Annotated in this window: 20 protein-coding genes and 1 pseudogene; 9 read left to right on the top strand and 12 right to left on the bottom strand. The window is 39.2% G+C overall.

What is annotated here, in order from left to right; translation table 11 throughout:
• Positions 1-60 precede the first annotated feature (60 nt).
• The 6 genes from ACS125_RS11355 (at position 61) to ACS125_RS11330 (ending at position 6631) form a co-directional block, all read left to right on the top strand.
• Positions 61-849: an enoyl-CoA hydratase gene (locus ACS125_RS11355; protein ID WP_016141391.1), complete on the top strand. Its 789-nt coding sequence runs from the start codon at positions 61-63 to the stop codon at positions 847-849.
• Positions 850-878: 29 nt separating this feature from the next.
• On the top strand, positions 879-1640 hold the full coding sequence (locus tag ACS125_RS11350; RefSeq protein ID WP_443272183.1) for an SDR family oxidoreductase: 762 nt from the start codon (positions 879-881) through the stop codon (positions 1638-1640).
• Positions 1641-1701: 61 nt separating this feature from the next.
• A complete protein-coding gene (locus ACS125_RS11345; protein ID WP_443272181.1) occupies positions 1702-3225 on the top strand; it encodes a 3-hydroxyacyl-CoA dehydrogenase in 1524 nt (507 codons plus the stop codon).
• A gap of 14 nt (positions 3226-3239) precedes the next feature.
• Positions 3240-4445 (top strand): 3-oxoadipyl-CoA thiolase, encoded by a 1206-nt coding sequence (locus ACS125_RS11340; RefSeq protein ID WP_004793095.1) that lies wholly within the window; start codon positions 3240-3242, stop codon positions 4443-4445.
• 107 nt (positions 4446-4552) lie between these two features.
• Positions 4553-5395 (top strand): IclR family transcriptional regulator, encoded by an 843-nt coding sequence (locus tag ACS125_RS11335; protein ID WP_151962559.1) that lies wholly within the window; start codon positions 4553-4555, stop codon positions 5393-5395.
• A gap of 63 nt (positions 5396-5458) precedes the next feature.
• On the top strand, positions 5459-6631 hold the full coding sequence (locus ACS125_RS11330; protein WP_296512511.1) for an MFS transporter: 1173 nt from the start codon (positions 5459-5461) through the stop codon (positions 6629-6631).
• A 58-nt stretch (positions 6632-6689) separates the two neighbouring features.
• Here the strand turns inward: ACS125_RS11330 and ACS125_RS11325 are convergent, their stop codons facing one another.
• Complete coding sequence (locus tag ACS125_RS11325; protein WP_296512514.1) at positions 6690-7676, bottom strand: NAD(P)H-dependent flavin oxidoreductase; 987 nt, start codon at positions 7674-7676, stop codon at positions 6690-6692.
• A gap of 270 nt (positions 7677-7946) precedes the next feature.
• Between ACS125_RS11325 and ACS125_RS11320 the strand changes: the two genes are divergently transcribed.
• On the top strand, positions 7947-8756 hold the full coding sequence (locus ACS125_RS11320; protein ID WP_443272178.1) for an enoyl-CoA hydratase: 810 nt from the start codon (positions 7947-7949) through the stop codon (positions 8754-8756).
• A 65-nt stretch (positions 8757-8821) separates the two neighbouring features.
• On the opposite strand, the gene ACS125_RS11315 is transcribed toward ACS125_RS11320, so the two are convergent.
• Together ACS125_RS11315 and ACS125_RS11310 are read right to left on the bottom strand one after the other, a co-directional pair.
• Positions 8822-9667 (bottom strand): IclR family transcriptional regulator, encoded by an 846-nt coding sequence (locus tag ACS125_RS11315; protein WP_013198245.1) that lies wholly within the window; start codon positions 9665-9667, stop codon positions 8822-8824.
• Positions 9668-9853: 186 nt separating this feature from the next.
• Positions 9854-11071 (bottom strand): CaiB/BaiF CoA transferase family protein, encoded by a 1218-nt coding sequence (locus ACS125_RS11310; RefSeq protein WP_443272175.1) that lies wholly within the window; start codon positions 11069-11071, stop codon positions 9854-9856.
• A gap of 331 nt (positions 11072-11402) precedes the next feature.
• Between ACS125_RS11310 and ACS125_RS11305 the strand changes: the two genes are divergently transcribed.
• Together ACS125_RS11305 and ACS125_RS11300 are read left to right on the top strand one after the other, a co-directional pair.
• Entirely contained in the window at positions 11403-12554 is a 1152-nt protein-coding gene (locus ACS125_RS11305) for an acyl-CoA dehydrogenase family protein (RefSeq protein ID WP_443272173.1), read from the top strand.
• A gap of 61 nt (positions 12555-12615) precedes the next feature.
• Complete coding sequence (locus ACS125_RS11300; RefSeq protein ID WP_191899331.1) at positions 12616-13866, top strand: MFS transporter; 1251 nt, start codon at positions 12616-12618, stop codon at positions 13864-13866.
• Positions 13867-14081: 215 nt separating this feature from the next.
• Here the strand turns inward: ACS125_RS11300 and phnX are convergent, their stop codons facing one another.
• The 9 genes and pseudogenes from phnX to ACS125_RS11255 all read right to left on the bottom strand — a co-directional run bounded on the left by phnX (position 14082) and on the right by ACS125_RS11255 (position 23200).
• Positions 14082-14897 (bottom strand): phosphonoacetaldehyde hydrolase, encoded by an 816-nt coding sequence (gene phnX, locus ACS125_RS11295; protein ID WP_443272171.1) that lies wholly within the window; start codon positions 14895-14897, stop codon positions 14082-14084.
• 36 nt (positions 14898-14933) lie between these two features.
• Positions 14934-16094 (bottom strand): 2-aminoethylphosphonate--pyruvate transaminase, encoded by a 1161-nt coding sequence (phnW, locus tag ACS125_RS11290; RefSeq protein ID WP_443272169.1) that lies wholly within the window; start codon positions 16092-16094, stop codon positions 14934-14936.
• A gap of 53 nt (positions 16095-16147) precedes the next feature.
• Positions 16148-17302 carry a TIGR03364 family FAD-dependent oxidoreductase gene (locus tag ACS125_RS11285; RefSeq protein ID WP_443272167.1) on the bottom strand — a complete coding sequence of 385 codons (1155 nt, stop codon included), beginning with the start codon at positions 17300-17302 and terminating at the stop codon, positions 16148-16150.
• 101 nt (positions 17303-17403) lie between these two features.
• A complete protein-coding gene (locus ACS125_RS11280; RefSeq protein ID WP_443272165.1) occupies positions 17404-19113 on the bottom strand; it encodes a putative 2-aminoethylphosphonate ABC transporter permease subunit in 1710 nt (569 codons plus the stop codon).
• Positions 19107-20309, bottom strand: a complete 1203-nt coding sequence (locus tag ACS125_RS11275; RefSeq protein WP_174736205.1) for an ABC transporter ATP-binding protein — start codon at positions 20307-20309, stop codon at positions 19107-19109. Before ACS125_RS11275 ends, ACS125_RS11280 begins: the two co-directional genes overlap by 7 nt.
• A gap of 22 nt (positions 20310-20331) precedes the next feature.
• Positions 20332-21369 (bottom strand): putative 2-aminoethylphosphonate ABC transporter substrate-binding protein, encoded by a 1038-nt coding sequence (locus ACS125_RS11270; RefSeq protein WP_443272163.1) that lies wholly within the window; start codon positions 21367-21369, stop codon positions 20332-20334.
• Between the two features lie 91 nt (positions 21370-21460).
• Positions 21461-22183 (bottom strand): UTRA domain-containing protein, encoded by a 723-nt coding sequence (locus tag ACS125_RS11265; protein ID WP_443272161.1) that lies wholly within the window; start codon positions 22181-22183, stop codon positions 21461-21463.
• A 166-nt stretch (positions 22184-22349) separates the two neighbouring features.
• Positions 22350-22502 (bottom strand): annotated as a pseudogene (locus ACS125_RS11260) (acyl-CoA dehydrogenase C-terminal domain-containing protein); the annotation flags it as partial.
• A 77-nt stretch (positions 22503-22579) separates the two neighbouring features.
• A complete protein-coding gene (locus ACS125_RS11255) occupies positions 22580-23200 on the bottom strand; it encodes a LysE family translocator (RefSeq protein WP_443272159.1) in 621 nt (206 codons plus the stop codon).
• Between the last annotated feature and the right edge of the window lie 654 nt (positions 23201-23854).

Genomic DNA, 23854 nt, shown 5'->3' with positions numbered 1-23854 from the left:
TTCCAAAATAAGCATCATAAAAGGAATATAGTTTTGATATGCGAAACAAGGAATTCAAAAATGAGTGTATTAACAGGGAATAATTTCGTTGAAGTCGACTTTTCTATTCAAAAAATAGCGATTGTAAAAATTAACCGACCTGAAGCAAAAAATGCACTGAATACAGAGGTTCGCAAACAATTAGCACAAGCTTTTACCGAATTAAGTTTTAACGATGAGATCAATGCAGTTGTGCTCACAGGTGGCGAAGAAGTCTTTGCCGCAGGTGCAGATTTAAAAGAAATGGCAACCGCAACTTCAACTGAAATGTTATTGCGTCATACCGAACGTTATTGGAATGCGATTGCTCAGTGCCCTAAACCCGTGATTGCTGCTGTAAATGGTTATGCATTAGGGGGTGGCTGCGAACTTGCAATGCACGCTGATATTATTATTGCAGGTAAAGGCGCAACCTTTGGTCAACCGGAAATTAAAGTCGGTTTAATGCCAGGTGCTGGTGGGACACAACGTTTATTCCGTGCGGTTGGTAAATTTCATGCCATGCGCATGATTATGACGGGTGCCATGGTGAAAGCAGAAGAAGCTTATATCATCGGTCTTGTTTCACAAGTCACAGAAGACGACCAAACCATTCCAACTGCGATTCAAATGGCACAGAGCCTCGCAAAAATGCCTCCTATTGCCCTGCAACAAATTAAAGAAGTTGCACTCATGAGCGAAGACGTGCCATTAAATGCCGGCCTAACTCTAGAACGAAAATCATTCCAGTTACTGTTTTCTACCGAAGATAAAAATGAAGGCGTTCAAGCTTTTATTGAAAAACGTAAACCGTCTTATCAAGGTAAATAATTTAAAACGATAATAACAAAGGAATGAAAATGAGTAGAAAAGTATTAATTAGTGCAGGTGGTTCAGGGATTGGACGATACATTGCTGAAGTCTTTTTAAACAATCATGATGAAGTTTTCGTTTGTGATATTAGTGCTAAAAGCCTAGAACAATTTCAACAAGATTATCCTAAGCTGTATATACATACGTGTGATTTGGCTGATCATGAGCAAATTAAACTCATGTTTAATGAGGCAATTCAGAAACTTGGTGGTATTGATATTTTAGTCAATAACACCGGCATCTCAGGCCCGACTGTTGCCGCAGATGAACTAAGTTTTGATGATTGGAACACAGTGATTAATTTAAACTTGAATAGCACTTTTTTAATTACCCAGTTAGCCATTCCCCATTTAAAGAAAGCACAAGCAGGCGTGATTATTAATATGTCGTCTATTGCCGGCCGCTTAGGCTATCCATACCGATTGGCTTATTCTACTTCAAAATGGGGGCTGATTGGTTTTACCAAAACGCTTTCTATGGAACTCGGTGCAGACAATATTCGAGTTAACGCTATTCTTCCGGGTGCAGTAGATGGTGATCGATTTCAACGTGTATTACAGGCCCGTGCCGATGTAGCCCATACCTCACTTGAAGAAGTGACTCAAAACGCACTGAAAAATCAGTCGCTCAAATATTTTGTAAATCCAAAGCATATTGCAGATTTATGCCTCTTTATAGCCTCAGATAGCGGACGCTCTATTTCAGGTCAAATCTTACCAGTTGATGGTGATAAACAATGCTTAAGCTAAATCACCCACCCCTATTTTTCCGTTTAATTTCAAATATAGATTAATTATCAGGATGATCGACATGACTTATGATATTAAAAGCATGGCTGTGATTGGTGTCGGTATTATGGGCAGTGGCATTGCTCAAATAGCTGCGCAGTCAGGTCATACTACTTATTTATATGATGCCAAAGCAGGCGCAGCAGAACAGGCTAAAGAAAAACTAGCTGCCACATTTCAAAAGTTAGTCGACAAAAATAAAATTACATCAGAACAAGCAGCAGCGGCAAATAACCATTTGATTGTTGCTCAGCAAATTGACGATTTAAAAAATTGCGACCTGATTGTAGAAGCAATTGTTGAACGTCTCGATATCAAACAAAGTTTGATGCAACAGCTTGAAGACATTGTTTCAGACAATACCATTTTAGCCTCAAACACTTCTTCTCTTTCTATTACAGCCATTGCTGCAAACTGCAAAAAACCTGAACGTGTCGTGGGTTATCACTTTTTTAACCCAGTACCACTCATGAAAGTAGTCGAAGTCATTCGTGGTTTAAAAACTGACCCACTTATTATTGATGCTTTAAACGATCTGTCTCGTGCATTTGGCCATCGCCCTGTTGTTGCCAAAGATACCCCTGGATTTATTATTAATCACGCCGGTCGGGCTTATGGCACCGAAGCACTCAAAATTTTAAATGAAAACGTTTGCGACATTAGTGAAATTGACCGAATTTTACGTGACGGCGTTGGTTTTAGAATGGGTCCTTTTGAACTTCTCGATTTAACTGGTCTTGATGTTTCACATCCTGTGATGGAGTCGATTTATCATCAGTACTATGAAGAAGCCCGCTACAAACCAAATCCACTGACCAAGCAAATGCTTGATGCCAAACAACTTGGACGTAAGGTTAATCAAGGTTTTTATAACTATGAAACCGGTTCAAAAACAGGTGAACAACCTGCCAAGTTTGTAGAGCGTTTAACGCAATATCCAAAAGTTTGGATCGCTGCCGATTTCTTAGACGATAAAAAACAGCTCGAAGATTATTTAACTCAGCAAAATATTGCCTTAGACACCAATTCTGAACCACAAACAGATAGCTTATGTTTACTCGCTTGCTACGGTGAAGACACAACCCAAGCGGCAATCCGCCTAGGGATTAACCCAGAACAAGCTGTTGCTATAGACATGCTTTACGGTATTGCAAAGCATCGCACCTTGATGCCTTCACTTGTTACAAAACCTGAATATCGTCAGGCAGCTCACTCTATTTTCAATTTAGATGGAAGTCTGGTCAGCATGATTAATGAAAGTATTGGCTTTGTTGCTCAGCGTGTTTTAGCGATGGTGATTAATCTAGGCTGTGATATTGCCCAGCAAAATGTTGCCACGGTAGATGACATTAATGCCGCGGTGCGTCTTGGTTTAGGTTATCCGTTTGGACCAATTGAATGGGGCGATCAAGTCGGTAGCGAAAAAATCTTACTCATTCTGAACCGTATAACAGCACTTACGCATGACCCGCGCTATCGCCCTAGTCCGTGGTTACAGCGTCGTGTCGCACTTCATTTACCTCTTACTTTTACTAATAAGTCTTGAAAAGGAATTTCTCAATGTTAAATGCATATATTTATGATGGTTTACGCAGTCCATTTGGTCGTCATGCAGGTGAGCTTGCCTCTATTCGTCCTGATGATTTAGCTGCAACCGTCATTCAAAAGTTGCTTGAAAAAACTGGTGTGCCAGGCGCGGATATTGAAGATGTGATTTTAGGCGACACTAACCAAGCGGGTGAAGATAGTCGTAATGTGGCGAGAAATGCCCTGTTACTTGCAGGTTTACCTGTCACTGTACCAGGCCAGACGGTAAACCGCCTATGTGCTAGTGGTTTAGGTGCTGTGATTGATTCAGCACGTGCCATTACTTGTGGTGAAGGCGAACTCTATATCGCAGGTGGTGTAGAAAGTATGTCTCGCGCACCTTTTGTAATGGGTAAAGCCGAAAGTGCTTATAGCCGTGATGCAAAAATTTATGACACCACCATTGGATCTCGTTTTCCAAATAAAAAAATTATTGCTCAGTACGGCGGACATTCAATGCCTGAAACGGGTGATAACGTTGCTGCTGACTTTGGTATTACCCGCGAGCAAGCTGATTTATTTGCAGCTCAATCACAAGCCAAATATCAAAAAGCCAAAGAAGAAGGTTTCTTTGCTGATGAAATTACTCCAATTGAAGTTTTCCAAGGCAAAAAATTACCGCCTAAACTCGTTTCAGAAGATGAACACCCTCGCCCAAGCTCAACTGTTGAAGCACTCACAAAGTTAAAACCTCTATTTGAAGGTGGTGTGGTTACAGCTGGTAATGCCTCAGGGATTAACGACGGTGCAGCAGCACTTTTGATTGGTTCAGAAGCTGCCGGTCAAAAATATGGCCTAAAACCAATGGCAAAAATCTTATCAGCCGCAGCTGCGGGTATTGAACCGCGCATTATGGGTGCAGGCCCGATCGAAGCTATTAAAAAAGCCGTTGCGCGTGCTGGTCTTACTTTAGATGACATGGATATTATTGAAATTAATGAAGCTTTTGCTTCACAAGTTTTATCTTGTTTAAAAGGCTTAAATGTTGATTTTAATGACCCACGTGTGAACCCAAACGGTGGCGCGATTGCAGTTGGTCATCCACTTGGTGCATCTGGCGCTCGTCTTAGCTTAACAGTAGCACGCGAGCTAATTCGTCGTAAAAAGAAATATGCCGTGGTGAGCCTATGTATTGGTGTAGGTCAAGGTCTTGCGATGGTGATTGAAAACGTTTCATAAACTGCACCAGATATCCATTCATCACAACAGCGCAGTGATGAATGGATTTATTTTGCAGAGCGAAATATAATGGCAAAACTATTGCTTTAATTATATTTGAGGATCGAATGTCTCAAAACACGGAAACTGAAAAACCAATAAATTTTGATGAGATACGTTTAGATCCTATTTCGCATATACATCGGGAAAATAACCCACAATTTATTGCTTCTTTAGCACGCGGTTTAGAACTTTTAAGATGCTTTTCTGCAAATAATCAGGTGCTGGGTAATCAAGAATTAGCAAAAATGACAGGTTTACCTAAACCGACCATTGCACGTATTACAAATACCCTTGTGTCATTAGGTTATTTAAAACAATTGCCTAACTCGACCAAATACACACTAGATATTGGTGTCTTATCTTTAGGATACTCTGCATTATCTAACATCTCGATTCGCAATATTGCTCATCAATATATGGAAGAGATGAGTCAGTATGTTCAAGCACCTGTGGCGATGGCAACGCGTGATCGCTTAAATATGGTGTATATCGATGTTGTGCAAATTGAAACTGCATTAAATATGCGTCGTCCAATTGGTTCTACTTTGCCAATTCATAGTAGTTCAATGGGCCGAGCATGCTTAGCTGCGACCCCTGAACGTGAACGCAACTTTCTACTAGATGCGTTGAAACAAAAGAATCCCGAAAACTGGCCAGCCATAAAACGTTCTTTAGAACGAGCTTTCCGTGATTACCAAGATTATGGATATTGTTTGTCTTTAGGCGAGTGGCATAAAGAAGTGAACTCGGTGGCTGTACCTTTAGTCAGCTCCAAACATGGTCTTTATGTTTTTAACTGTGGTGCGCCAAGTTTTCATTTAAATCCGGAAAAACTTGAAGGTGAAATTGGACCACGTTTAATTCACATGGTGCACAACATTCAAGATGCCTTGAATGAAACGCACTAACAATCTTGCTTAAAACAGTCATGGTTGTGTTGATTAAAGTTCCACTTTCATTATGACTAAGGCATGATGAAAAACGCACTCTATACCCCAACCATTATTTTAATGGCGATTGCCGCAGGCATTTGTACAGGTGGAAATTATTTTAGTCAGCCACTTATTCACTCAATTAGTGTAAGCCTAAATTTAACTGAAACAACTACAGCGTGGGTGCCAACTCTAGCCCAAATCACCTACGCATGTGGCTTACTCTTTTTAATGCCGTTGGGCGACATAATAGAAAAGCGCAAACTGCTATTTATCTTTATGTTATTGGCTTCAAGTGGATTAATTATTAGCGGTTTTTCGCACAATATTTATCTTTTACTGCTTGGTACCGTCATTACCGGTCTATTTTCTAGTTCAGCTCAATTGTTATTACCCCTTGCTGCAAGTCTGGTTCCGATTCAACAAAGTGGCCGTGTGGTTGGTTTTTTACTAAGTGGCCTCATGATGGGGGTTTTACTCGCCCGTTCCCTTTCAGGGCTGATGTCTACGCTTTTTGCTTGGAACATTATTTATCTGGTCAGTGGTTTTCTATTACTTATTATTGCCTTTATTTTGCACCGTAATATCGGGTTATTCCCACCGACTAAATCTGAAAACTATGCAAAAACCATCCGCTCGCTTCCGCAGATTTTTATTCAAAATCGACGTTTAAGAACTAGAACTTATATTGGGGGTTTTACATTTGCTTGTGTGAGTTTAACCTTTACCACGATGTCGTTGCTTTTGGCTCCAGCGCCCTATTTTTTTAGCGATTTTACCATCGGGCTTTTTAGTTTTGTTGGGGTATTAGGGACGTTCGTTGCCAATTTCTCAGGCAAATTTATTGACCAAGGCTATATTCATAAAATTTCAATTTATTGTGGCGTCGGGCTTATTGTAAGTTGGATTCTTTTTTCACTTTTACCCTACCACTTCGCTTTTTATATTATTGCCTTACTTATTCTCTACGCTTCACTTTCTGCTGTTCATGTCACCAACCAAAGTATCGTATTTAAACTTAATCAAGAATTACGCTCACGATTTAATGCAATTTATATGACTGGTTACTTTGCTGGCGGCGCTTTAGGCACAACAGCGGGAAGTTACGCTTGGAAACACTACGGATGGATGGGTGTCTGTATTTTGGGTTTAATTTTTGCCGTTTTATGTCTTTATTATTGTGTGAGTGATGCAAAAAATCAGCACAATTAAAACTTGTGCTGATGTATATAAATTAGGTTAATAATAAGTTATAGAAGCTAGGATAATTCTATAAAAGTCCTAATAAACGCCCACGAATAATATCTTCTGCGTCTTTGACAATTCGGTTAACCAGTTCATCGCATGTCGGAATATCATGAATCAAGCTTGCGACTAAACCGCATGACCATGCACCTGCATTAACATCACCATCAATCATGACTTTTGGATAAACACCCGCAACTTCTTCGATAATATCTTCAAATTTAATGTTATCGCCGAGTGCTTTTTCTTTTGCCACGATTTTTTCTACAGCAGCATTGTTCATAACACGTTCAGTATTACGTAAAGCACGCATAATTAAACGTGTATCTCGTTCGGTTGCATTTAAAATTGCCTGTTTTACATTTGCGTGTACGGGAGCTTCCTGAGTCGCAATAAAGCGCGTTCCCATATTAATTCCATCAGCACCCATCGCTAAAGCAGCAGCGAGTGAGCGTCCATCTGCCATTCCACCTGAAGCAACAAACGGGATTTCTAATGCATCGGCAGCTAAAGGCAATAAAATCATATTGGGCACATCATCTTCGCCGGGGTGACCACCGCACTCGAAACCATCTACAGAAACCGCATCGCACCCAATTTGCTGAGCTTTTAAGCTATGTCGAACTGAAGTACATTTGTGAATTACTTTAATGCCAGCAGCTTTTAAATACGGCATGACTTGTTCAGGATTCCGCCCCGCTGTTTCTACAATCTTTACACCACCTTTAATAATTGCATCTACAAAACCCGGATAATCAGGAGTATTCACCGTAGGCAAAAAGGTTAAATTTACCCCGAAAGGCTTATCGGTCATTTCTCGGCAACGTGCAATTTCTTTTGCCAAATTTTCAGGCGTACGCTGAGTCAGGCCAGTGATAATGCCTAAACCGCCCGCGTTTGAAACCGCAGCCGCCAGCTCTGCAAAACCAACATAATGCATACCGCCTTGAATAATAGGATGCTCGATTTCAAATAGTTCTGTAATTTTGGTCTTCATATTCTTTTCACTCACTGTTCTATAGCTAGCTTCTCATTTCCTTCGCAGAGCTAGATGCTTATTTACGCATAAATCCCATCATCATTTAAAGTGATTTAAGGTAAAAATTTCACAATACAAAATTTTATACCACAATATAAAACAAAATAATTGATAACAAAATTATTTTTCGATAGCATCATTTTAATAAGTTTAAATTTTAGACGGCAAGTTATTTGAATAAGTATGAGTTTCCGTAAAAAAGAAACAAATAATTTTCAAATAGTTAATTTAAAGGAATGAATGATGCAACAGGACAATAGAGCTCAAAACGTGCTTAAAACAGGCTCAATTCAACAGTTTTTTGATAAAAATATACTAACGCTCACCATGAGCAATCCCACCAAAAAAAATGCAATTAACTATGAAATGTATGCGACTCTAAGTCTGGCATTAGATGAAGCTGCAACCAATCAAGACGTTCACGTGGTTATACTGACTGGTGAAGGAGCTGCATTTACCAGTGGCAATGATGTCAACGCATTCGAAACACGCGATACAACCTGTTCCGAACCACCCTCTTCCATTGTGTTTTTAAAAAGCTTAGCAACCTTTCCAAAACCGATTATTGCTAAAGTTAATGGTGTGGCCATTGGCATCGGTAGCACCATGCTTCTACATTGTGACCTTGTGTATGCAAGCCAAAACTCTATTTTTCAGTTCCCATTTGTAAACTTGGGACTGGTACCTGAAGCAGGTTCAAGTTATATCTTGCCAAGATTATTGGGCTTTGCTCGTGCTTCAGAAATTATTTTACTCGGTGAAAAGTTTTCGGCAGATCAAGCGAAGAATTATGGCTTATTGAATGAAATATTTGAGGCAACTGAGTTGGATCAAGTCGTTGAAGATATGGCAATTAAACTGGCTCATAAACCAAGTCAGGCCTTACAGCTGAGTAAAAAATTACTAAGAGATATGCCAATTGATGATCTACTCAATCGTATTGATCATGAGTCGACTATTTTCTCACATTGTTTGCAAGGTTCCGAGTTTAAAGAAGCATTAAATGCTTTCAAAGAAAAAAGAAAACCGAACTTTCACAAGCAAACAGCTTAAAGTTCGCCTACTAAAAAGCCAGCCTTGGAAAGCAAAGCTGGCTTTTATAAGTAAATCAGATTGGTTTAGCTAATTTCGGTTCGAATATTATTCACCATATGTAAAAGACGCGGTGCGATATCTTCTTCAAGCTTTTCACGGTTCATAATAAAACTTGGACCGCCACAGTTAAATACTAGTAAACCATGTTGTTCATGAATGAGTGGAACCGCAACCGAATTGACATCTTTATGCCATTCACCGATCGAAAAACAATATCCAAAATCTTGGTAGTCTTTAAACGCTTTGTCTAGATCGCGGTTAATTTTGATCCAGTCTTCTTTGTGCTTGCTACGAATGGCATCAAGTAAAAACTCTCGTTCATCTTCAGGCATTGCAGCTAAACATGCACGCCCCATCGAACTTAAATGAATCGGTAAATAGGTTCCAACTTGACGGCGCATGGTCATATTGCCTTTGCCTTGTACCACATCAAGATAAATCATATTCAGTCGATCGCGTGTTGCCATGGCAACAGCAGCGCCGGCATAGTCTGCCAAATTTTTCATATATGGATGAGCAATAGAGCGAATCGATACGTTAGACAACATGGAATAACCAAACGCAAGAACACCCACTGAAAGCTGGAATTTGCTTGAATTAGGTACTTGTTTGATATAACCCAAACGCGACAAGGTATGTGTAAGGCGAGTAATGGTTGGTTTTGGCAAACCAGTCATCTGAGCAAGTTCTTGGTTGCCCAAATGCTGATGCTTAGGCGTAAAACAACGTAATAGCTCTAAACCACGTGCTAATGCAGTAATAAATTGGCGATCATTTTCATCCTGCATATCTTCAATCGGATGTAATAATTCATGCCTTAACGGCGCTAATAATTTTTCTGTCGGTTCTGCATCTACTGCATCATTCATTGTCATACCAATCCATATTTTGTTTCGCACTGCGAAAATTATAATCTATTTTTTCTATAAATAGCAAAAGAGCAAACATTCGAGTCTGCATCTAAAAGATAACTTCATTTAACTCATTAAAGCGAAAGATTAAAGATTTTATTTTCTGATTTTAAATATAATTTTAACCTTCCGCTTTTAAATCAATTACCCAATTACGCCCTTTTCTTTGAGCTCAGCTAGTTTTTCAGGAGAAACTACCCGACCTAAAACCGCCTGCGTATGTTCACCCAACAATGGAGGAGCTGTTTTGTACTCAACAGGTGTTCTAGAAAGTTTAATTGGTGAGCCAATTACCTTCAATTTTTCACGTTGAGGATGGTTCATCTCGACTAACATTTCTCGTGCTATCACTTGCGGCTCTTGGAAAGCTTGTTCCAAGTTATTAATCACACCTACCGGAACTTTAGCCGCATAGATTGCATCTACCCACTCATCTGCCGTTTTAGTTAAAAAGTGTTTTGATAAAATCCCGATAATTTCCTCACGGTGTTTGATTCGATCTGCATTTCGGGCAAAACGTGCATCATTTGGTAAATCGGGTAATCCAATACTTCTACAAAGCTGAATAAACTGAGTGTCATTTCCACATGCAATAATAAAATCACGGTCAGAAGCTTTAAATACCTGATAAGGCACGATATTGGCATGTGCATTGCCATAACGCTTCGGGATATTACCCGATGAAAGATAGTTCATTCCCTGATTTGCCATTGTGGCAATTTGAACATCAAGCAAAGCCATATCAATGTATTGGCCTAAACCCGTTACATGGCGGTTGAGTAAAGCAGCCTGTATGGCAATCGTAGAATAAAGACCTGTGGCTAAATCGGAAAATGCCACACCTACTTTTTGTGGCCCACCGCCCGGCAAATCATCACGTTCACCCGTGACTGACATGAGTCCGCCCATGCCTTGAATAATAAAGTCATAACCAGGCTCTTGTGCTCTTGGGCCAGTTTGACCAAATCCTGTAATTGAGCAATACACCAGTTTAGGGTTAATGGCAGATAAAGACTCGTAATCCAAACCGTATTTTTTCAAAGAACCCGCTTTGTAGTTTTCAATCACGACATCGGTGTCTTGAATGAGGGCTTTAATTAACTCTTGTCCATCAGAACTGGCAATATCGATGGCAACCGATAACTTATTGCGGTTAGTGGACTGGTAATAAGCGGCTTCTTGGGTGTCTTGGCCTGAGTCATTTTTCATCCAAGGTGGCCCCCAAGAACGAGTATCGTCACCGACTCTCGGTCTTTCAATCTTGATTACTTCTGCGCCCAGATCGGCGAGAATCTGCCCACACCAAGGTCCAGCCAATACCCGACTTAAGTCAAGCACCCGAATTCCATTTAAAGCACCCATCTTCATCCCACTATATTTTGTGACTCATTTCCTATTGGAAAATTTATCCATTTAAAATTTCGCATAGCGATATATATTTTTAATATACACAGCTCATTTTAAAAATCAAACTTTAATTTTCCACTAAAAATAATGATTTTTCATAAGAAAATATAGCTTAAATAAATCAATAAATTAGGCAAACATAAAACAACAACAAAGTATCGCATTGCGAAATTAATTTTCAAAATATATTGTTTTACGTTTATCCTTTGATTACTATCGCTTCAAATATTGATGATTTTACGAACATCACATTGATGTTTTTTGCATGTAGTAAAAGGACGAGACTATGATTCGAGATCAGGAAACCTTAGATCAACTTGTTGATATGATTCGACAATTTGTTGAAGGTGTATTAATTCCTCATGAGAATGAAGTCGCTGAAACGGATGAAATTCCTCAACACATCGTTGAACAAATGAAAGCGCTGGGATTATTTGGTTTAACCATTCCTGAAGAGTACGAAGGTCTTGGCCTAACGATAGAAGAAGAGGTCTATGTCGCTTTTGAATTAGGTCGTACCTCTCCTGCTTTTCGCTCTCTGATTGGAACCAATAATGGTATTGGCTCAAGTGGTTTGATTATTGATGGGACCGAAGCGCAAAAATCATTTTTCTTACCGCGTCTAGCTCGTGGTGAAGTGATCAGTTCTTTTTGCTTAACCGAACCTGACGCAGGTTCTGATGCTGCCTCTTTAAAAACCACCGCAGTAAAAGATGGTGAGTTTTATATTTTAAATGGTACCAAACGCTTTATTACCAATGCTCCTCATGCTGGTGTATTTACAGTCATGGCACGTACAAACACTGATATTAAAGGCGCTGGTGGCATTTCTGCCTTTATTGTTGATAGCCAAACTCCCGGCATTTCTCTTGGCAAACGCGATAAAAAAATGGGACAAAAAGGTGCCCATACCTGTGACGTTATTTTTGAAAATTGCCGCATCCCTGCTTCGGCACTCATTGGTGGTGTTGAAGGTGTTGGTTTTAAAACTGCTATGAAAGTGCTGGATAAAGGCCGTTTGCATATTGCGGCTTTGAGTGTTGGAGCAGCAATCCGAATGTTAGATGATTCTTTAAATTACGCCATCGAACGTAAGCAATTTGGACAACCGATTGCCGAATTTCAACTCATTCAAGCCATGCTAGCTGACTCAAAAGCCGAGATTTATGCAGCCAAATGCATGGTCTTAGATGCTGCCCGCCTACGTGATGCAGGAAAAAACGTTAGCACTGAAGCTTCCTGCGCCAAAATGTTTGCAACCGAAATGTGTGGCCGTGTCGCTGATCGCTGCGTACAAATTCACGGCGGTGCGGGCTATATCAGTGAATATGCGATTGAACGTTTTTATCGCGATGTCCGTTTGTTCCGCCTTTATGAAGGCACGACCCAAATTCAACAAATGATTATTGCCCGAAACATGATTCGCGCTGCGTCTTAATCAAATTTTAAGCACTTCAAAACGACTTGAAGTGCTTTCAATCAAATGTAGGTAATGGATTATGGCTACAAATTACAAAGAAGGTTTTTCTCGTATACAACCTCATACGTGGAAAATAGCATTTATTTTTGCATTTCTAGCACTATTGGTAGATGGAGCAGATTTGATGCTGCTGTCTTACAGCTTAAATAGTATTAAGGCAGATTTTGGATTAAGTTCAGTACAAGCAGGTATGCTCGGCAGTTTTACATTGGCAGGTATGGCTGTTGGTGGAATTTTTGGGGGATGGGCGTGCGATAAATTTGGTCGCGTCCGCATTGTTGTTATTTCTATTTTAATTTTCTCACTCCTCACCTGTGGCTTAGGTTTTACTCAGAGCTTTCTTCAATTTGGTATTTTAAGATTTTTTGCATCACTTGGTTTGGGTTCACTTTATATTGCCTGCAATACCCTCATGGCCGAATATGTACCAACACGTTTCCGTACAACTGTACTCGGCACGCTACAAGCTGGCTGGACCGTAGGCTATATTGTTGCGACTTTGCTTGCAGGTTGGATTATTCCTGATCATGGCTGGCGCATGCTGTTTTATGTTGCGATTATTCCAGTCATTATTGCTGTTCTCATGCATATTTTGGTACCCGAACCAGAAGCATGGCAAAAATCTCGACTACAACAACCTGTTGTGGCTCAAAACGCATCGAAAACCTCAGCATTTAAACTTATTTTCCAAGATAAACGAAACCGAAATATGTTTATCTTGTGGGCTTTAACAGCTGGCTTCTTACAGTTTGGTTACTATGGCGTAAATAACTGGATGCCGTCATACCTTGAAAGTGAACTGGGTATGAAGTTTAAAGAAATGACTGCCTATATGGTAGGTACATATACCGCTATGATTTTAGGTAAAGTTCTTGCGGGCATGATGGCAGATAAATTAGGACGTCGTTTTACCTATGCATTTGGTGCAATTGGTACTGCTATTTTCCTACCTCTAATCGTCTTTTATAACTCACCAAGCAATATTTTATATTTACTCGTTACCTTCGGTTTCCTCTATGGCATCCCGTATGGCGTAAATGCAACCTATATGACTGAAAGTTTTGCGACTGCCATTCGCGGTACAGCCATTGGTGGTGCTTATAACGTCGGACGTTTAGGCGCTGCATTAGCCCCTGCAACGATTGGATTTTTAGCCTCTGGCGGGTCTATTGGTTTAGGTTTTGTGGTAATGGGTGCAGCTTATCTGATTTGTGGTGTGATACCAGCTCTATTCATTAAAGAAAAATTATATGACCCTCAAAAGTCATAAAAAGATCTATCACATAGGTCATATGCCTATATGGTTGATGGTGCTAACGAACTAAACACATGTTTTGGATCGTTAGCAAGAAATAAGGAATCTACTCATTAAAGTTGCTCCTTATTTCCACGTATGTAGAGTTTATCTACTCTTCATTTTAATTTTTTAGGTAAGCGTAGCTCCCAAGGGAGCTACGCTTAAAAAGCTATAGATCTAAACTTTGTTTAAGGTCGTTCCCCCTGCCCTAAGCGGCGTTCAATATCATCGAGCACATTTGGTAAGTCAGCGACACTATCAATCACATAGTGAGCACCCGATGCATTCATTTTTTGATATGCCTTATCTTTTAGCACAATCTGTTCATCAGCCGATAATGCACTCCACTCTTCAAAGCTTAAACCGACTTCGTTACCGCTAACTGCAAGTCCTACTGTCCAGCATCCGGCATTTAAACCTTCATCAATGCCCACCACGGTATCATCCACTTTTACAACAGTTTTGATGTCAGACACATCGAGTTGAATTAAGTTCTTCCATAACATTTCAGGATATGGACGGCCAAATTTCACATCACTTGCCGTAACGATACAGTCCGGTCGATAGCCCTGATCGGCAGCATCTTTAACCAAACGACTAATCATCATAGATGCATATCCCGTGTTACTGCCAATTTTTGCACCACGCTTTTTAATATTTTCAAACGTTTCCAATGCACCCGGAATTAAAGCAGAACATGTTGGAATTGATTTCAATTGATAAGGAATAAAGTCTTTATATAAACGGTCAATATCTGCCTCTGTTGCAGGCTGCCCATATACTTCCTGCCATGCTGCTGCTACGCGCGGCATTTTTAAAACGGCAGCAATATGATCACGTTTTTCTAAACCCATTGGAGCACGCGCTTCTTCAACCGTAATTTCAACTTTATTATCTTTGAATAACGCCATAAAAGCCAAAATTGGTGCGCGTGAGCCGAAATCTACAGTTGTACCTGCCCAGTCAAAAACAACAGCCTGAATTTGTGTATTGTTGGTTGTCATGATGTATTTCCTTTAATTCAAATATTTTAATAAAAACTATGCTGTTACAGCTTGATTTAGGTGACTTTTACAGTAACTCTCAATCGCAGCAAGAAGCCCTTCAATGTCATGAATATAAACTTCGCCAATATTGCCTATACGGAAGCAGTTGAGGTCAGTGACTTTGCCCGGATAAATCACGTAGCCTGATTTTTTCAAGGTTTCGTAGAATGACTGAAAGCTAAATGTTTCAACTGTCGGGTAAAGGAATGTGGTGATAATTGGTGATTGTGGGCACTCTTCACCAAGTACCAACTCAAAGCCGAGTTGTTGCATACCTTGAGATAAGGTTTGTTGGTTCTGTAAATAACGTTGATTCCGTGCAGCAACTCCGCCTTCTGCCTCAAGCTCAAGTAATGCTTGATAAAATGCACGTACCACATGGGTTGGCGAGGTAAACCGCCATTTACCATTATGCTGCTCCATTGTGTTCCACTGGTCATATAAATCGAGGCTAACCGAACGTGCCAAACCTTTACACGCTTCTAGGCAATCCCGTTTCGCCAAAATAAAACCAAAGCCCGGAACACCTTGAATACATTTATTCGCACTTGAAATTAGTAAATCAATTTCAAGTTCAGCCATATCCATTGGCACACCGCCAAATGAACTCATCGCATCTACAATCCAGATTTTCCCTGCCGATTTAACTAAACGGCCAATGTCTTGAATCGGGTTTAAAATTCCTGTGGTAGTTTCACAGTGCACACAAGCAACATGACTAATGGTTTTATCTTGTAAAACGCGTTCAATCTCTTGTAAATCTGGTGTTTGAGTTTCTAAGTAGTTCAGCTCGATCACTTCAATATTTAAGCAACGCGCCATTTGCACCATACGTGCACCATAAGCGCCATTATTGATAATCAAGATTTTGCCATCATGCGGAATAGCTGAACCCAGTACAGACTCCACGGCAAAACTACCACTACCTTGCATTAGCACAGCCGTATATTTTTCAGGCTGACTGGTTGCCAAATTGACCAATCGAGAGCGGATATCTTGTACAAGCGAATTATATTCTTGGTCCCAAGTACACCAGTCTTTTTGCATGGCACGGCGTACTGTCGCCGATGTTGATAACGGGCCTGGCGTTAGAAGCAAATACTTGTTCTCTAAATCCATATCTAGTTGGGGTTGCATGTTCATAATGTTACTCATTTCTTACGCGTTCATTTCAATATACATCAATCTGGTTTAAACCAGATGACAAACTAGTAAATATTTTGTTCTAATATATCTTTCATAAAGCCAGCCCCTGTGGTCATGCCTTTACCAGCAATTGCACTCACTAGAAAAATGTTTTTTTCAGCTTCAGTGACGCATGCCAAATCATGTTCATGGGTCAGGTAATAACCATTCCAGCGTTTTTGAATTGGAGGTAAAGTCAGCCCTAATTTTTCATGGCAGTAGGCTTGAATAAACTCATTAATATCTTCACGCTGCTCGAACTGAGGCGCTTCATTAATCGAATGATATTCGTGGCTATCGCCTACAATCAGTTCGCCAAATTCGTTTTGTTTAATTAAAATATGAATACCAAATTCTTTGATCAGCCCCTGCTGCGATGCTTGGACCAGCTCATGATGACTCGGACAAATTTCAAAAGCTGGATAACGAGAGATAGATAAGCCTGAATAAAGAGAAGCATTTAATTTTTGTTGAAATGGTTGAGTCAGTGCCATTTGTAAGCCACAACGTTTCAAGTTCAAACTTTGCAGCAACTCTGGATATAAAACATCAATCACTTCACCGTGACAGATCAAAACTTTATTCGCTTGATAAATCTCGCCATTTGCTAGATGAACCTGACAATTTTTCTGCTGGTATTCGGTCTGTACTACACATGCATTGGTATAGATCACCACACCTTTTCTTTGTGCATAAGCTAATAGCCGTTGCCCAATCACATGTGGTTCGACCGAATAATCTTCTTCAAAAACCAAGCCGCCTTGAAACTGCTGTTCGGGATTTAAATAAGAAAATTGGGTGACCAGTTCATCATGCTTTAGCAAATGAACTGGAATTTGGTAATGATTTGCACGCTCGGCAAACTCTTTTAAAACCTGCCATTCAAGTGCAGTGTTTGCGAGATAAATACCTTGGCGTTGAGCAAAGGAAATATCGGTTTCAGCCTGAATACGCTGATAAAAAGAACACGTTTCAAGTGCGTACTTTCGCCACTGCTGTTCAGGATGGGTTAAGGTTGATGTTCCAACCATGCCGAAATTACGACGAGTTGCCCCCACTGGTTGAGCATTTTTCTCGAAGATACAAACTTTTAAGCCTTGTTCTTGCGCTTGTATGGCAGCGGACAAACCTAAAATACCGGCTCCTACAACAATTAAATCAAACTGTGCGTGATTCATAAGACTTCCAATTTGCGAAATTTAGGATGAATAAACCCTTGCCTTGTTGAACAAAGCATTTTCATTTCAGTCGGTTAAATAAAAATTTTGTTTAGCTAAACTTATTGAGCACTTTCACGCCATTGCTGACTTCTTGCCATATTTTTTCTGGTAAATAACCAATGAATAAGTTTTACAACACATGAGGTGGTTAAAATGAGAATGCTCATGGCAACAGCAGCAACCGTATCGCCTGCATCATCCATATTTAAAACCGCCACCGCCGCTAAACTGGTGTCTGGTGAATAGAGGAAAATCGCAGCCGATACAGTGGTCATGGCATTCACAAAAATATAGACCGATACATCGCATAGCGCTGGAAAACACATGGGCAAATACACTTTCCAAAAGGTTTTCCATTTTGATGTTCCTAGAGTTTGTGCTGCCTGATCGAGTTGTAGCGGAATCTGTTTAATGGCATTGGTTAAAGTAAGATGTGGCACGGTGTAATAATGCACAATGGTTGAAATCACCAAAATGGTCATGGTCCCATACAGCACATTTAATGGGTTGCTTTGCTGGTTAAAAAACAAAATATAAGCAATACCCAAGACCAATCCCGGCACAGCGAGTGGCAATAAAACCAAAGCTTGTACATAGTTTTTAATGAATGGATGTGCTTTAAAACGTTCGGTTAACAGTGCCACCATAAAAATAAGTGCCGTGCCCACAACCGTACTAAAGAGTGCCATACGAACCGAGTTAAAGTACGCTGCCCAACCGCCGCCATCGACATATTCAAAACTGTAATGTGCTAAAGTTAAAGACAAATCATAAGGCCAAGACTGAATGAATGACGCCAGCACAGCCGTAAAGATAATCAGTAAAATTGCACCTGAAACCAAACCACAAAATAGGCTCAGAATGACTTCAAGTTTTTTATTCGGGGCTGAAACATAAGGTTTAGCCTGAAAAGCTTGAAACCATGCATGCCGCTTGCTTTGTATGCGATCAAAAATGAACACAAAAATTGCTGGTAGCAATAACAAGATGGAAATTACCGCACCCATGCTCATGTTTTGCTGACCAATAATCTGTTTATAGACATCAAGCGCCATCATGTTAAATGAACCGCCAATGACTTTCGGAATTCCGAAATCGGTTAATACATAAATAAAAGCCACTAGGCTTGCGCTAATGAGTCCATAGCGAATTGCAGGTAATGTGACATGGTAATGTGTCTTCCAGATATTTTTGCCGAGCGACAAAGAGGCTTCAATTAAACGCTGATCGACACTACGAAAAGACACCATCATCAACATCAAAATTGCTGGAAATAGCCAAAAGCAATAACTGATTAAAATGCCGATTGGGCCATAAATTTGTATATCGCCCAGTAAAGGCTTTAATACGCCTTGCTTACCAAACAAATAAACCAATGCCAAAGAAGGCAAAAGTGACGGCGCTAAAATAGGTAAAAAAGCCACCAATTTAAAGAAGCCTTTACCTTTTATATTCACATTGGTGAGTGCAAAAGCATAAATACTGGCAAGCAATACTGTAATGACAGTAGCAGTACAAGCAACCCACACCGAATTAAATACAGAGCTAAGTAAAGCTGGACTGCCAAAATAATGATAAAAATTTTCAAGGCCAACAAAATTTTGATTTTCATCAAAAAATGCGGTTTCAAACAGCATCATTAAAGGAGCAATAATCGCTAAAGTCAAAGCAATTGCGACGCTAGCCAAAGCAATATTTGATCTTAATGAAAATTCAGTTTTTCGACGCGGCTGTGTTTTTAAAACCGCTGATGCAGCTTCATTTAACATAGTGCGTACCCTTGTTCGTCAAAGATATGAATGAGCTGATTAGGCACTTTTATAAACATGAGTTCTTGCAAAGTTTTGAACTTGGTATTTTCAATTTCAATTTGCAACAGGTGTTTTGCCTGCTCAATTCCATCGATATGAATAGTGCAAAACAAACGACGTTTTGCGCCTAAAAATTCGGTGCTTAATACTTTAACTGGCAAATACAATGATTCTTTATCACTACCAAAATCATCAACTAACTCGACAGCTTCGGGTCTAAAACCAATCCTGTAGCTTTGCCCTGCTTTAAGTTTTTGTTGCTCCAAATTTAAAGGAATAAAACCTAAAACTTCGAGCTGATTGGCGCCTGAACAAGTGGCTATCAAAAAGTTCATGGTGCCAATAAACTTTGCAACGAATTGGGTTTGTGGCTTGTAGTAAATATTGTGCGGCGTATCAATTTGTTCAATGACACCATGATTCATGACAACCACACGGTCAGAAATGCTTAAAGCTTCTTCTTGATCGTGTGTGACCATAATGGTTGGTAAATTAAGCTGCGTTTGAATCGAACGGATCTTTTGTCTTAGGTTTAGACGCACTTGTGCATCGAGTGCAGATAAGGGTTCATCCAACAGTAAAATATCTGGATTCGGTGCAATTGCCCGAGCAAGCGCAACACGTTGCTGCTGCCCGCCTGATAATTGGTTGGGATACTTTTTTGCAATATCAGGTAACTCAATTAGTTCTAATAACTGTTGAACCCGTTGGCTACGTTGTGCCTTATCCCACTTTTTTTTGTCTAAGCCGAAAGCAATATTTTCTTCTACATTTAAGTTTGGAAATAACGCATAGTTCTGAAACACAATGCCACAGTGACGTTTTTCAGCACTGAGTAACGTAATGTCCGTGCCCTTTTTTATAACCTTTCCATAATCAGGTTTTTCTAGACCCGCAATGATGCGTAGTAAAGTAGTTTTACCGCATCCAGAAGGTCCCAAAAAGCTCACGAACTCGCCAGCTTTCAGGTCTAAATTAATATGCGTTAGGGCATGAAAGTGTTGGAACTTTTTTTGTATATCCACCACTTCTAGAACCGACGGACCATGTTCAGGATATTTATAGGTCGTTAATGACGACAGTAAATGCCCTGCTAACTCACCCTTTTGGTTTTGACCTAGCAGCGATGACTGCAATAACGAAGGTATTTGCATAATGAGGCCCTTATCCAAAAGATCACTTTTCAAAACGCTTTGACCATTCAGCCAAAATACGTTCACGCTGCTCGGCCGCCCAATAAAAATCATTTTTTACGAGCATTTGAGGAAGATTTTTCGGGAAGTCCATAGTGGTATTTTCAATGCCTTTATAAGCCACCATTGAAAAGTTATGTGCATAAGCTTCGTTTGCCGCTTTGCTTACCGACCAATTTATAAATTTTTGTGCGCTACTTAATTTCTTGGTTCCTTTCACAATTGCTGAGGCTTCCATTTCCCAGCCTAAACCTTCTGTTGGATAAACCACTTCTAAAGGTGCACCCTCTGCTTTTAATTTAAATGCCGGATAACCGAAAGAAACACCAATTGGAATTTCACCCTGTGCTGCCATCTTGCAAGGTTTTGAACCCGAATGAGGATATTGTGAAATGTTTTTATCCAAAGCCTGCATATAGTCCCATGCCTGCTTTTCACCCCAAATTTGCATCCAAGCTGTGACATCTAAATAACCTGTACCACTTGAGGCTGGATTTGGCATCACAATTAAGTTTTTATAAATCGGGTTGGTTAAATCTTTCCAAGTTTTTGGAATCGGTAGCTTACGTTTTTCTAATTCGACTTTATTGACACAAATTGCAGATTCCCATGCATCCATACCCATCCAAGTCGGTACAGGTTTTTGGCTGACAAATTCTGGTTTTAAATTTTGGATGCCTTCTGGTTTAAAAGGCTGAAGCATGTCTTTCTTTTCCATGACCAGCAAACTGGTTAAAGCCACACCAAAAACCACATCCGCTTGTGGGTTTTTCTGCTCTGCCAAAAGTTTAGCGGTGATTACACCAGTTGAATCACGTACCCATTTTACTTTCAGTTCAGGATAGGCTTTATGTAATTCCTCTTGGTATTGCTTCAGCTGGTCGGCTTCCACTGCCGTATAGACTGTAATTTCTTCTGATTGTTTTGATGTTGCTGATGAACATCCCATTTGAATAGCGACCACTACACCTAAAACTGATGCAGTGCCAAGTTTAATTGTCTGTTGAACATACTGTTTCATCTGCAAACCATCGAATGCAATTATTTGATGATCTTATTTCAACAGGTTTATATGACAGTTTGATTAATCTGGTTTAAACCAGATTGTATTTTTATGCTCGTGCTTCGAAATGTAAATCTAAGACATCGTGTAGCCAATATTCTTGGTCAACATCGGTAATCACGCCCTTTTCATTTCTGTTACTACGGCAAATATATAAACCGAGCGCGCCAACATTGACATGAAGCGCTTTGGCCTGTTGTTCCGATAGAGCTGTTGGATAGAGGTTAATGTCGGCTCTGGTGATATGGCAGTTATATTCATTTGCCATCAGTAAAGTAATGGATTGCTTGAGATCATGAGTTAAAAACTCAGGAAAAAGCTCTGCATTCACACGTAAATGTTCAACCAAAACAGGACGTCCATTAATACAGCGACGACGCCAAACTGAATAAATCGGATGCCCTTTTTCAACTTTTAAATGCTTGGCATCCCAAGAAGTTGCAGTTGTTAGCTCACTGGAAATCACTTCGGTGGAAGGTTCATAGCCTTGTTCAATCACAAACTGGTTAAAGTTTTTTGTAGATTGGGGGTGATAAATAATACGTGGAGAACGAACATACCAACCACGGCGGTCTAATCGATAAATCAGACCATCAGTTTCCAAAGCCAGCAGTGCTTCACGTGCAGCAACACGAGTGGTTTGGAATTGTTCAGATAGCACCCTTTCCGATGGGAGTTTTGCATGAGCGTCTAATACGCCAGATTCAATATCATGGGCAATTGCATCGCGAATAGGAATATATTTAGGTATGCGTGCTTGGTCCTGTTCCATACAAACTTAGAATTTATAAATAAAGAAATTAATAGCAATATACTGAAAAAATATGACAAAAGCTTTTATTAATGCTGATCTTTTAAGCAAAGCGTGTCCTATTCCCCTTTTTTTTCCAATTAAATTTTTTCATAAAAAGTAGTAGCGCGGCTTTGCGTACAAACTAGATTTTTTGATACAAAAACTTAGCAGTAGTTAATCTTGCTTTATAAAAAGCTTCCTCTTGTTTACTCAATTCTAATTTTTCATGGGCAACTTATGTCTGTCGAGCCCACAGATAAGCGAACTCGATGCCACTAGAAAAATAGTGATAATCTAAAAAATACCATCTCATTATTTTTAGACCATGGTAATAGTAAGATCATGAGGACAAGTAGAAATTCCAAGAATATAAACTCACAACCCCACCTGTACTATACTTAAAACAGCAATAGATAAGAACAAAAGTGGTGGAACATAATCAAACCATGATGCTCTCTGTATAATAGTTTTTAATTTTCGAGCCATTGCGCCAACAGTCATATTGACACAAATACCTCCAAAATTAAAAATTAGCCCATATAAGAGAAAATACATCCAAGCAGGATGAGAATTTGAAGGTACAAATTGTGGTAACAAGCTAACAAAAAAGAGGCCAATCTTTGGGTTAGACAAATTAATCAGCATCCCTTTGCTAAATGCATGGCGGGCTGATTCTGTAGAGTTTTGAGAAAGAATATTTGGGCTTTCTATTGATTTACGTTTGGGCCAACACAGATATGCTAAATAAATTAAATACAAAGCACCAATAAATTGAATAACTTTGTATAGCATAGGAGTTTCTTGAAAGATAACCATTAACCCAAATGTCGTTAATAATACATAGAAGAAGACACCAAACTCTACTCCTGCTGCTGCCTTTAATCCTGCTTTTATTCCATATTTTAATGATTGATTCATTACATAAACCATAGCAGGTCCAGGTGATAGATTAATAATCAACACTGTTATAATAAAAGATAAAAAACTATAATTCATTAGCTACTCTTTCCATTAAGTATTTCTAAAAAATAATACTTTAAGATTGGCCTCTTTAATTAAGCCAAAATTAGTATTTTTCCAGCCCAACACTTTCCAGACACTCCCAATTATTAATAATTACTTACATACATTCTTATGATTAATTTTATAATCCAATTACACCATTTATCAAAAAATTTTATTTCCAGATCTTCACCAGATGTATTAACTCATATAAAATTAAGACCTTATAAAAAATCATCTATTAACTAAAATCTACATCGCAGAATTAAAATATAATAATAAATTAAAACTTACATTCATTTCTATAATTATTAAAAATATATTTTACACTAGATCTTTTAACCCACTCCATATAATCAATAAAACCAACACAATAGAACATCTTATTAAATTTATATTAAAATTCGATCTTAACTCAATCAATATTACAGCTAATGAATTAGCTTAAAGAGGAAAAATCAGAACCACCAATTAAATTATTTCTTAAAAATAAATTGCATAACGCCAACTCTTAATATTTAAAAATTATTTATTCTAGCTAACTAATAATTTATTATTCAAAAATATCATGGCTACTTCTAGTATGACCACATCTCTTAAACTAACTTATCCCATCCAATTTCTTTTATAAAAAAAGAGCATTTTCAT

Source organism: Acinetobacter sp. PFS20 (assembly GCF_052261015.1).
Lineage (GTDB): Bacteria > Pseudomonadota > Gammaproteobacteria > Pseudomonadales > Moraxellaceae > Acinetobacter.
The sequence above is the reverse complement of the archived record's forward strand: the minus strand, read 5'-3'. Positions and strand labels throughout refer to the sequence as shown.

What these genes read in the sequence shown, in the direction of transcription:
- phnW (WP_443272169.1), bottom strand. Translation starts at nt 16,094, where the DNA reads ATGAGTAACATTATGAACATGCAACCCCAACTAGATATGGATTTAGAG.
- ACS125_RS11255 (WP_443272159.1), bottom strand. Translation starts at nt 23,200, where the DNA reads ATGAATTATAGTTTTTTATCTTTTATTATAACAGTGTTGATTATTAAT.
- ACS125_RS11285 (WP_443272167.1), bottom strand. Translation starts at nt 17,302, where the DNA reads ATGAATCACGCACAGTTTGATTTAATTGTTGTAGGAGCCGGTATTTTA.
- ACS125_RS11280 (WP_443272165.1), bottom strand. Translation starts at nt 19,113, where the DNA reads ATGTTAAATGAAGCTGCATCAGCGGTTTTAAAAACACAGCCGCGTCGA.
- ACS125_RS11275 (WP_174736205.1), bottom strand. Translation starts at nt 20,309, where the DNA reads ATGCAAATACCTTCGTTATTGCAGTCATCGCTGCTAGGTCAAAACCAA.
- ACS125_RS11330 (WP_296512511.1), top strand. Translation starts at nt 5,459, where the DNA reads ATGATGAAAAACGCACTCTATACCCCAACCATTATTTTAATGGCGATT.
- ACS125_RS11355 (WP_016141391.1), top strand. Translation starts at nt 61, where the DNA reads ATGAGTGTATTAACAGGGAATAATTTCGTTGAAGTCGACTTTTCTATT.
- phnX (WP_443272171.1), bottom strand. Translation starts at nt 14,897, where the DNA reads ATGACAACCAACAATACACAAATTCAGGCTGTTGTTTTTGACTGGGCA.
- ACS125_RS11350 (WP_443272183.1), top strand. Translation starts at nt 879, where the DNA reads ATGAGTAGAAAAGTATTAATTAGTGCAGGTGGTTCAGGGATTGGACGA.
- ACS125_RS11335 (WP_151962559.1), top strand. Translation starts at nt 4,553, where the DNA reads ATGTCTCAAAACACGGAAACTGAAAAACCAATAAATTTTGATGAGATA.
- ACS125_RS11315 (WP_013198245.1), bottom strand. Translation starts at nt 9,667, where the DNA reads ATGAATGATGCAGTAGATGCAGAACCGACAGAAAAATTATTAGCGCCG.
- ACS125_RS11345 (WP_443272181.1), top strand. Translation starts at nt 1,702, where the DNA reads ATGACTTATGATATTAAAAGCATGGCTGTGATTGGTGTCGGTATTATG.
- ACS125_RS11320 (WP_443272178.1), top strand. Translation starts at nt 7,947, where the DNA reads ATGCAACAGGACAATAGAGCTCAAAACGTGCTTAAAACAGGCTCAATT.
- ACS125_RS11340 (WP_004793095.1), top strand. Translation starts at nt 3,240, where the DNA reads ATGTTAAATGCATATATTTATGATGGTTTACGCAGTCCATTTGGTCGT.
- ACS125_RS11300 (WP_191899331.1), top strand. Translation starts at nt 12,616, where the DNA reads ATGGCTACAAATTACAAAGAAGGTTTTTCTCGTATACAACCTCATACG.
- ACS125_RS11270 (WP_443272163.1), bottom strand. Translation starts at nt 21,369, where the DNA reads ATGAAACAGTATGTTCAACAGACAATTAAACTTGGCACTGCATCAGTT.
- ACS125_RS11310 (WP_443272175.1), bottom strand. Translation starts at nt 11,071, where the DNA reads ATGGGTGCTTTAAATGGAATTCGGGTGCTTGACTTAAGTCGGGTATTG.
- ACS125_RS11265 (WP_443272161.1), bottom strand. Translation starts at nt 22,183, where the DNA reads ATGGAACAGGACCAAGCACGCATACCTAAATATATTCCTATTCGCGAT.
- ACS125_RS11305 (WP_443272173.1), top strand. Translation starts at nt 11,403, where the DNA reads ATGATTCGAGATCAGGAAACCTTAGATCAACTTGTTGATATGATTCGA.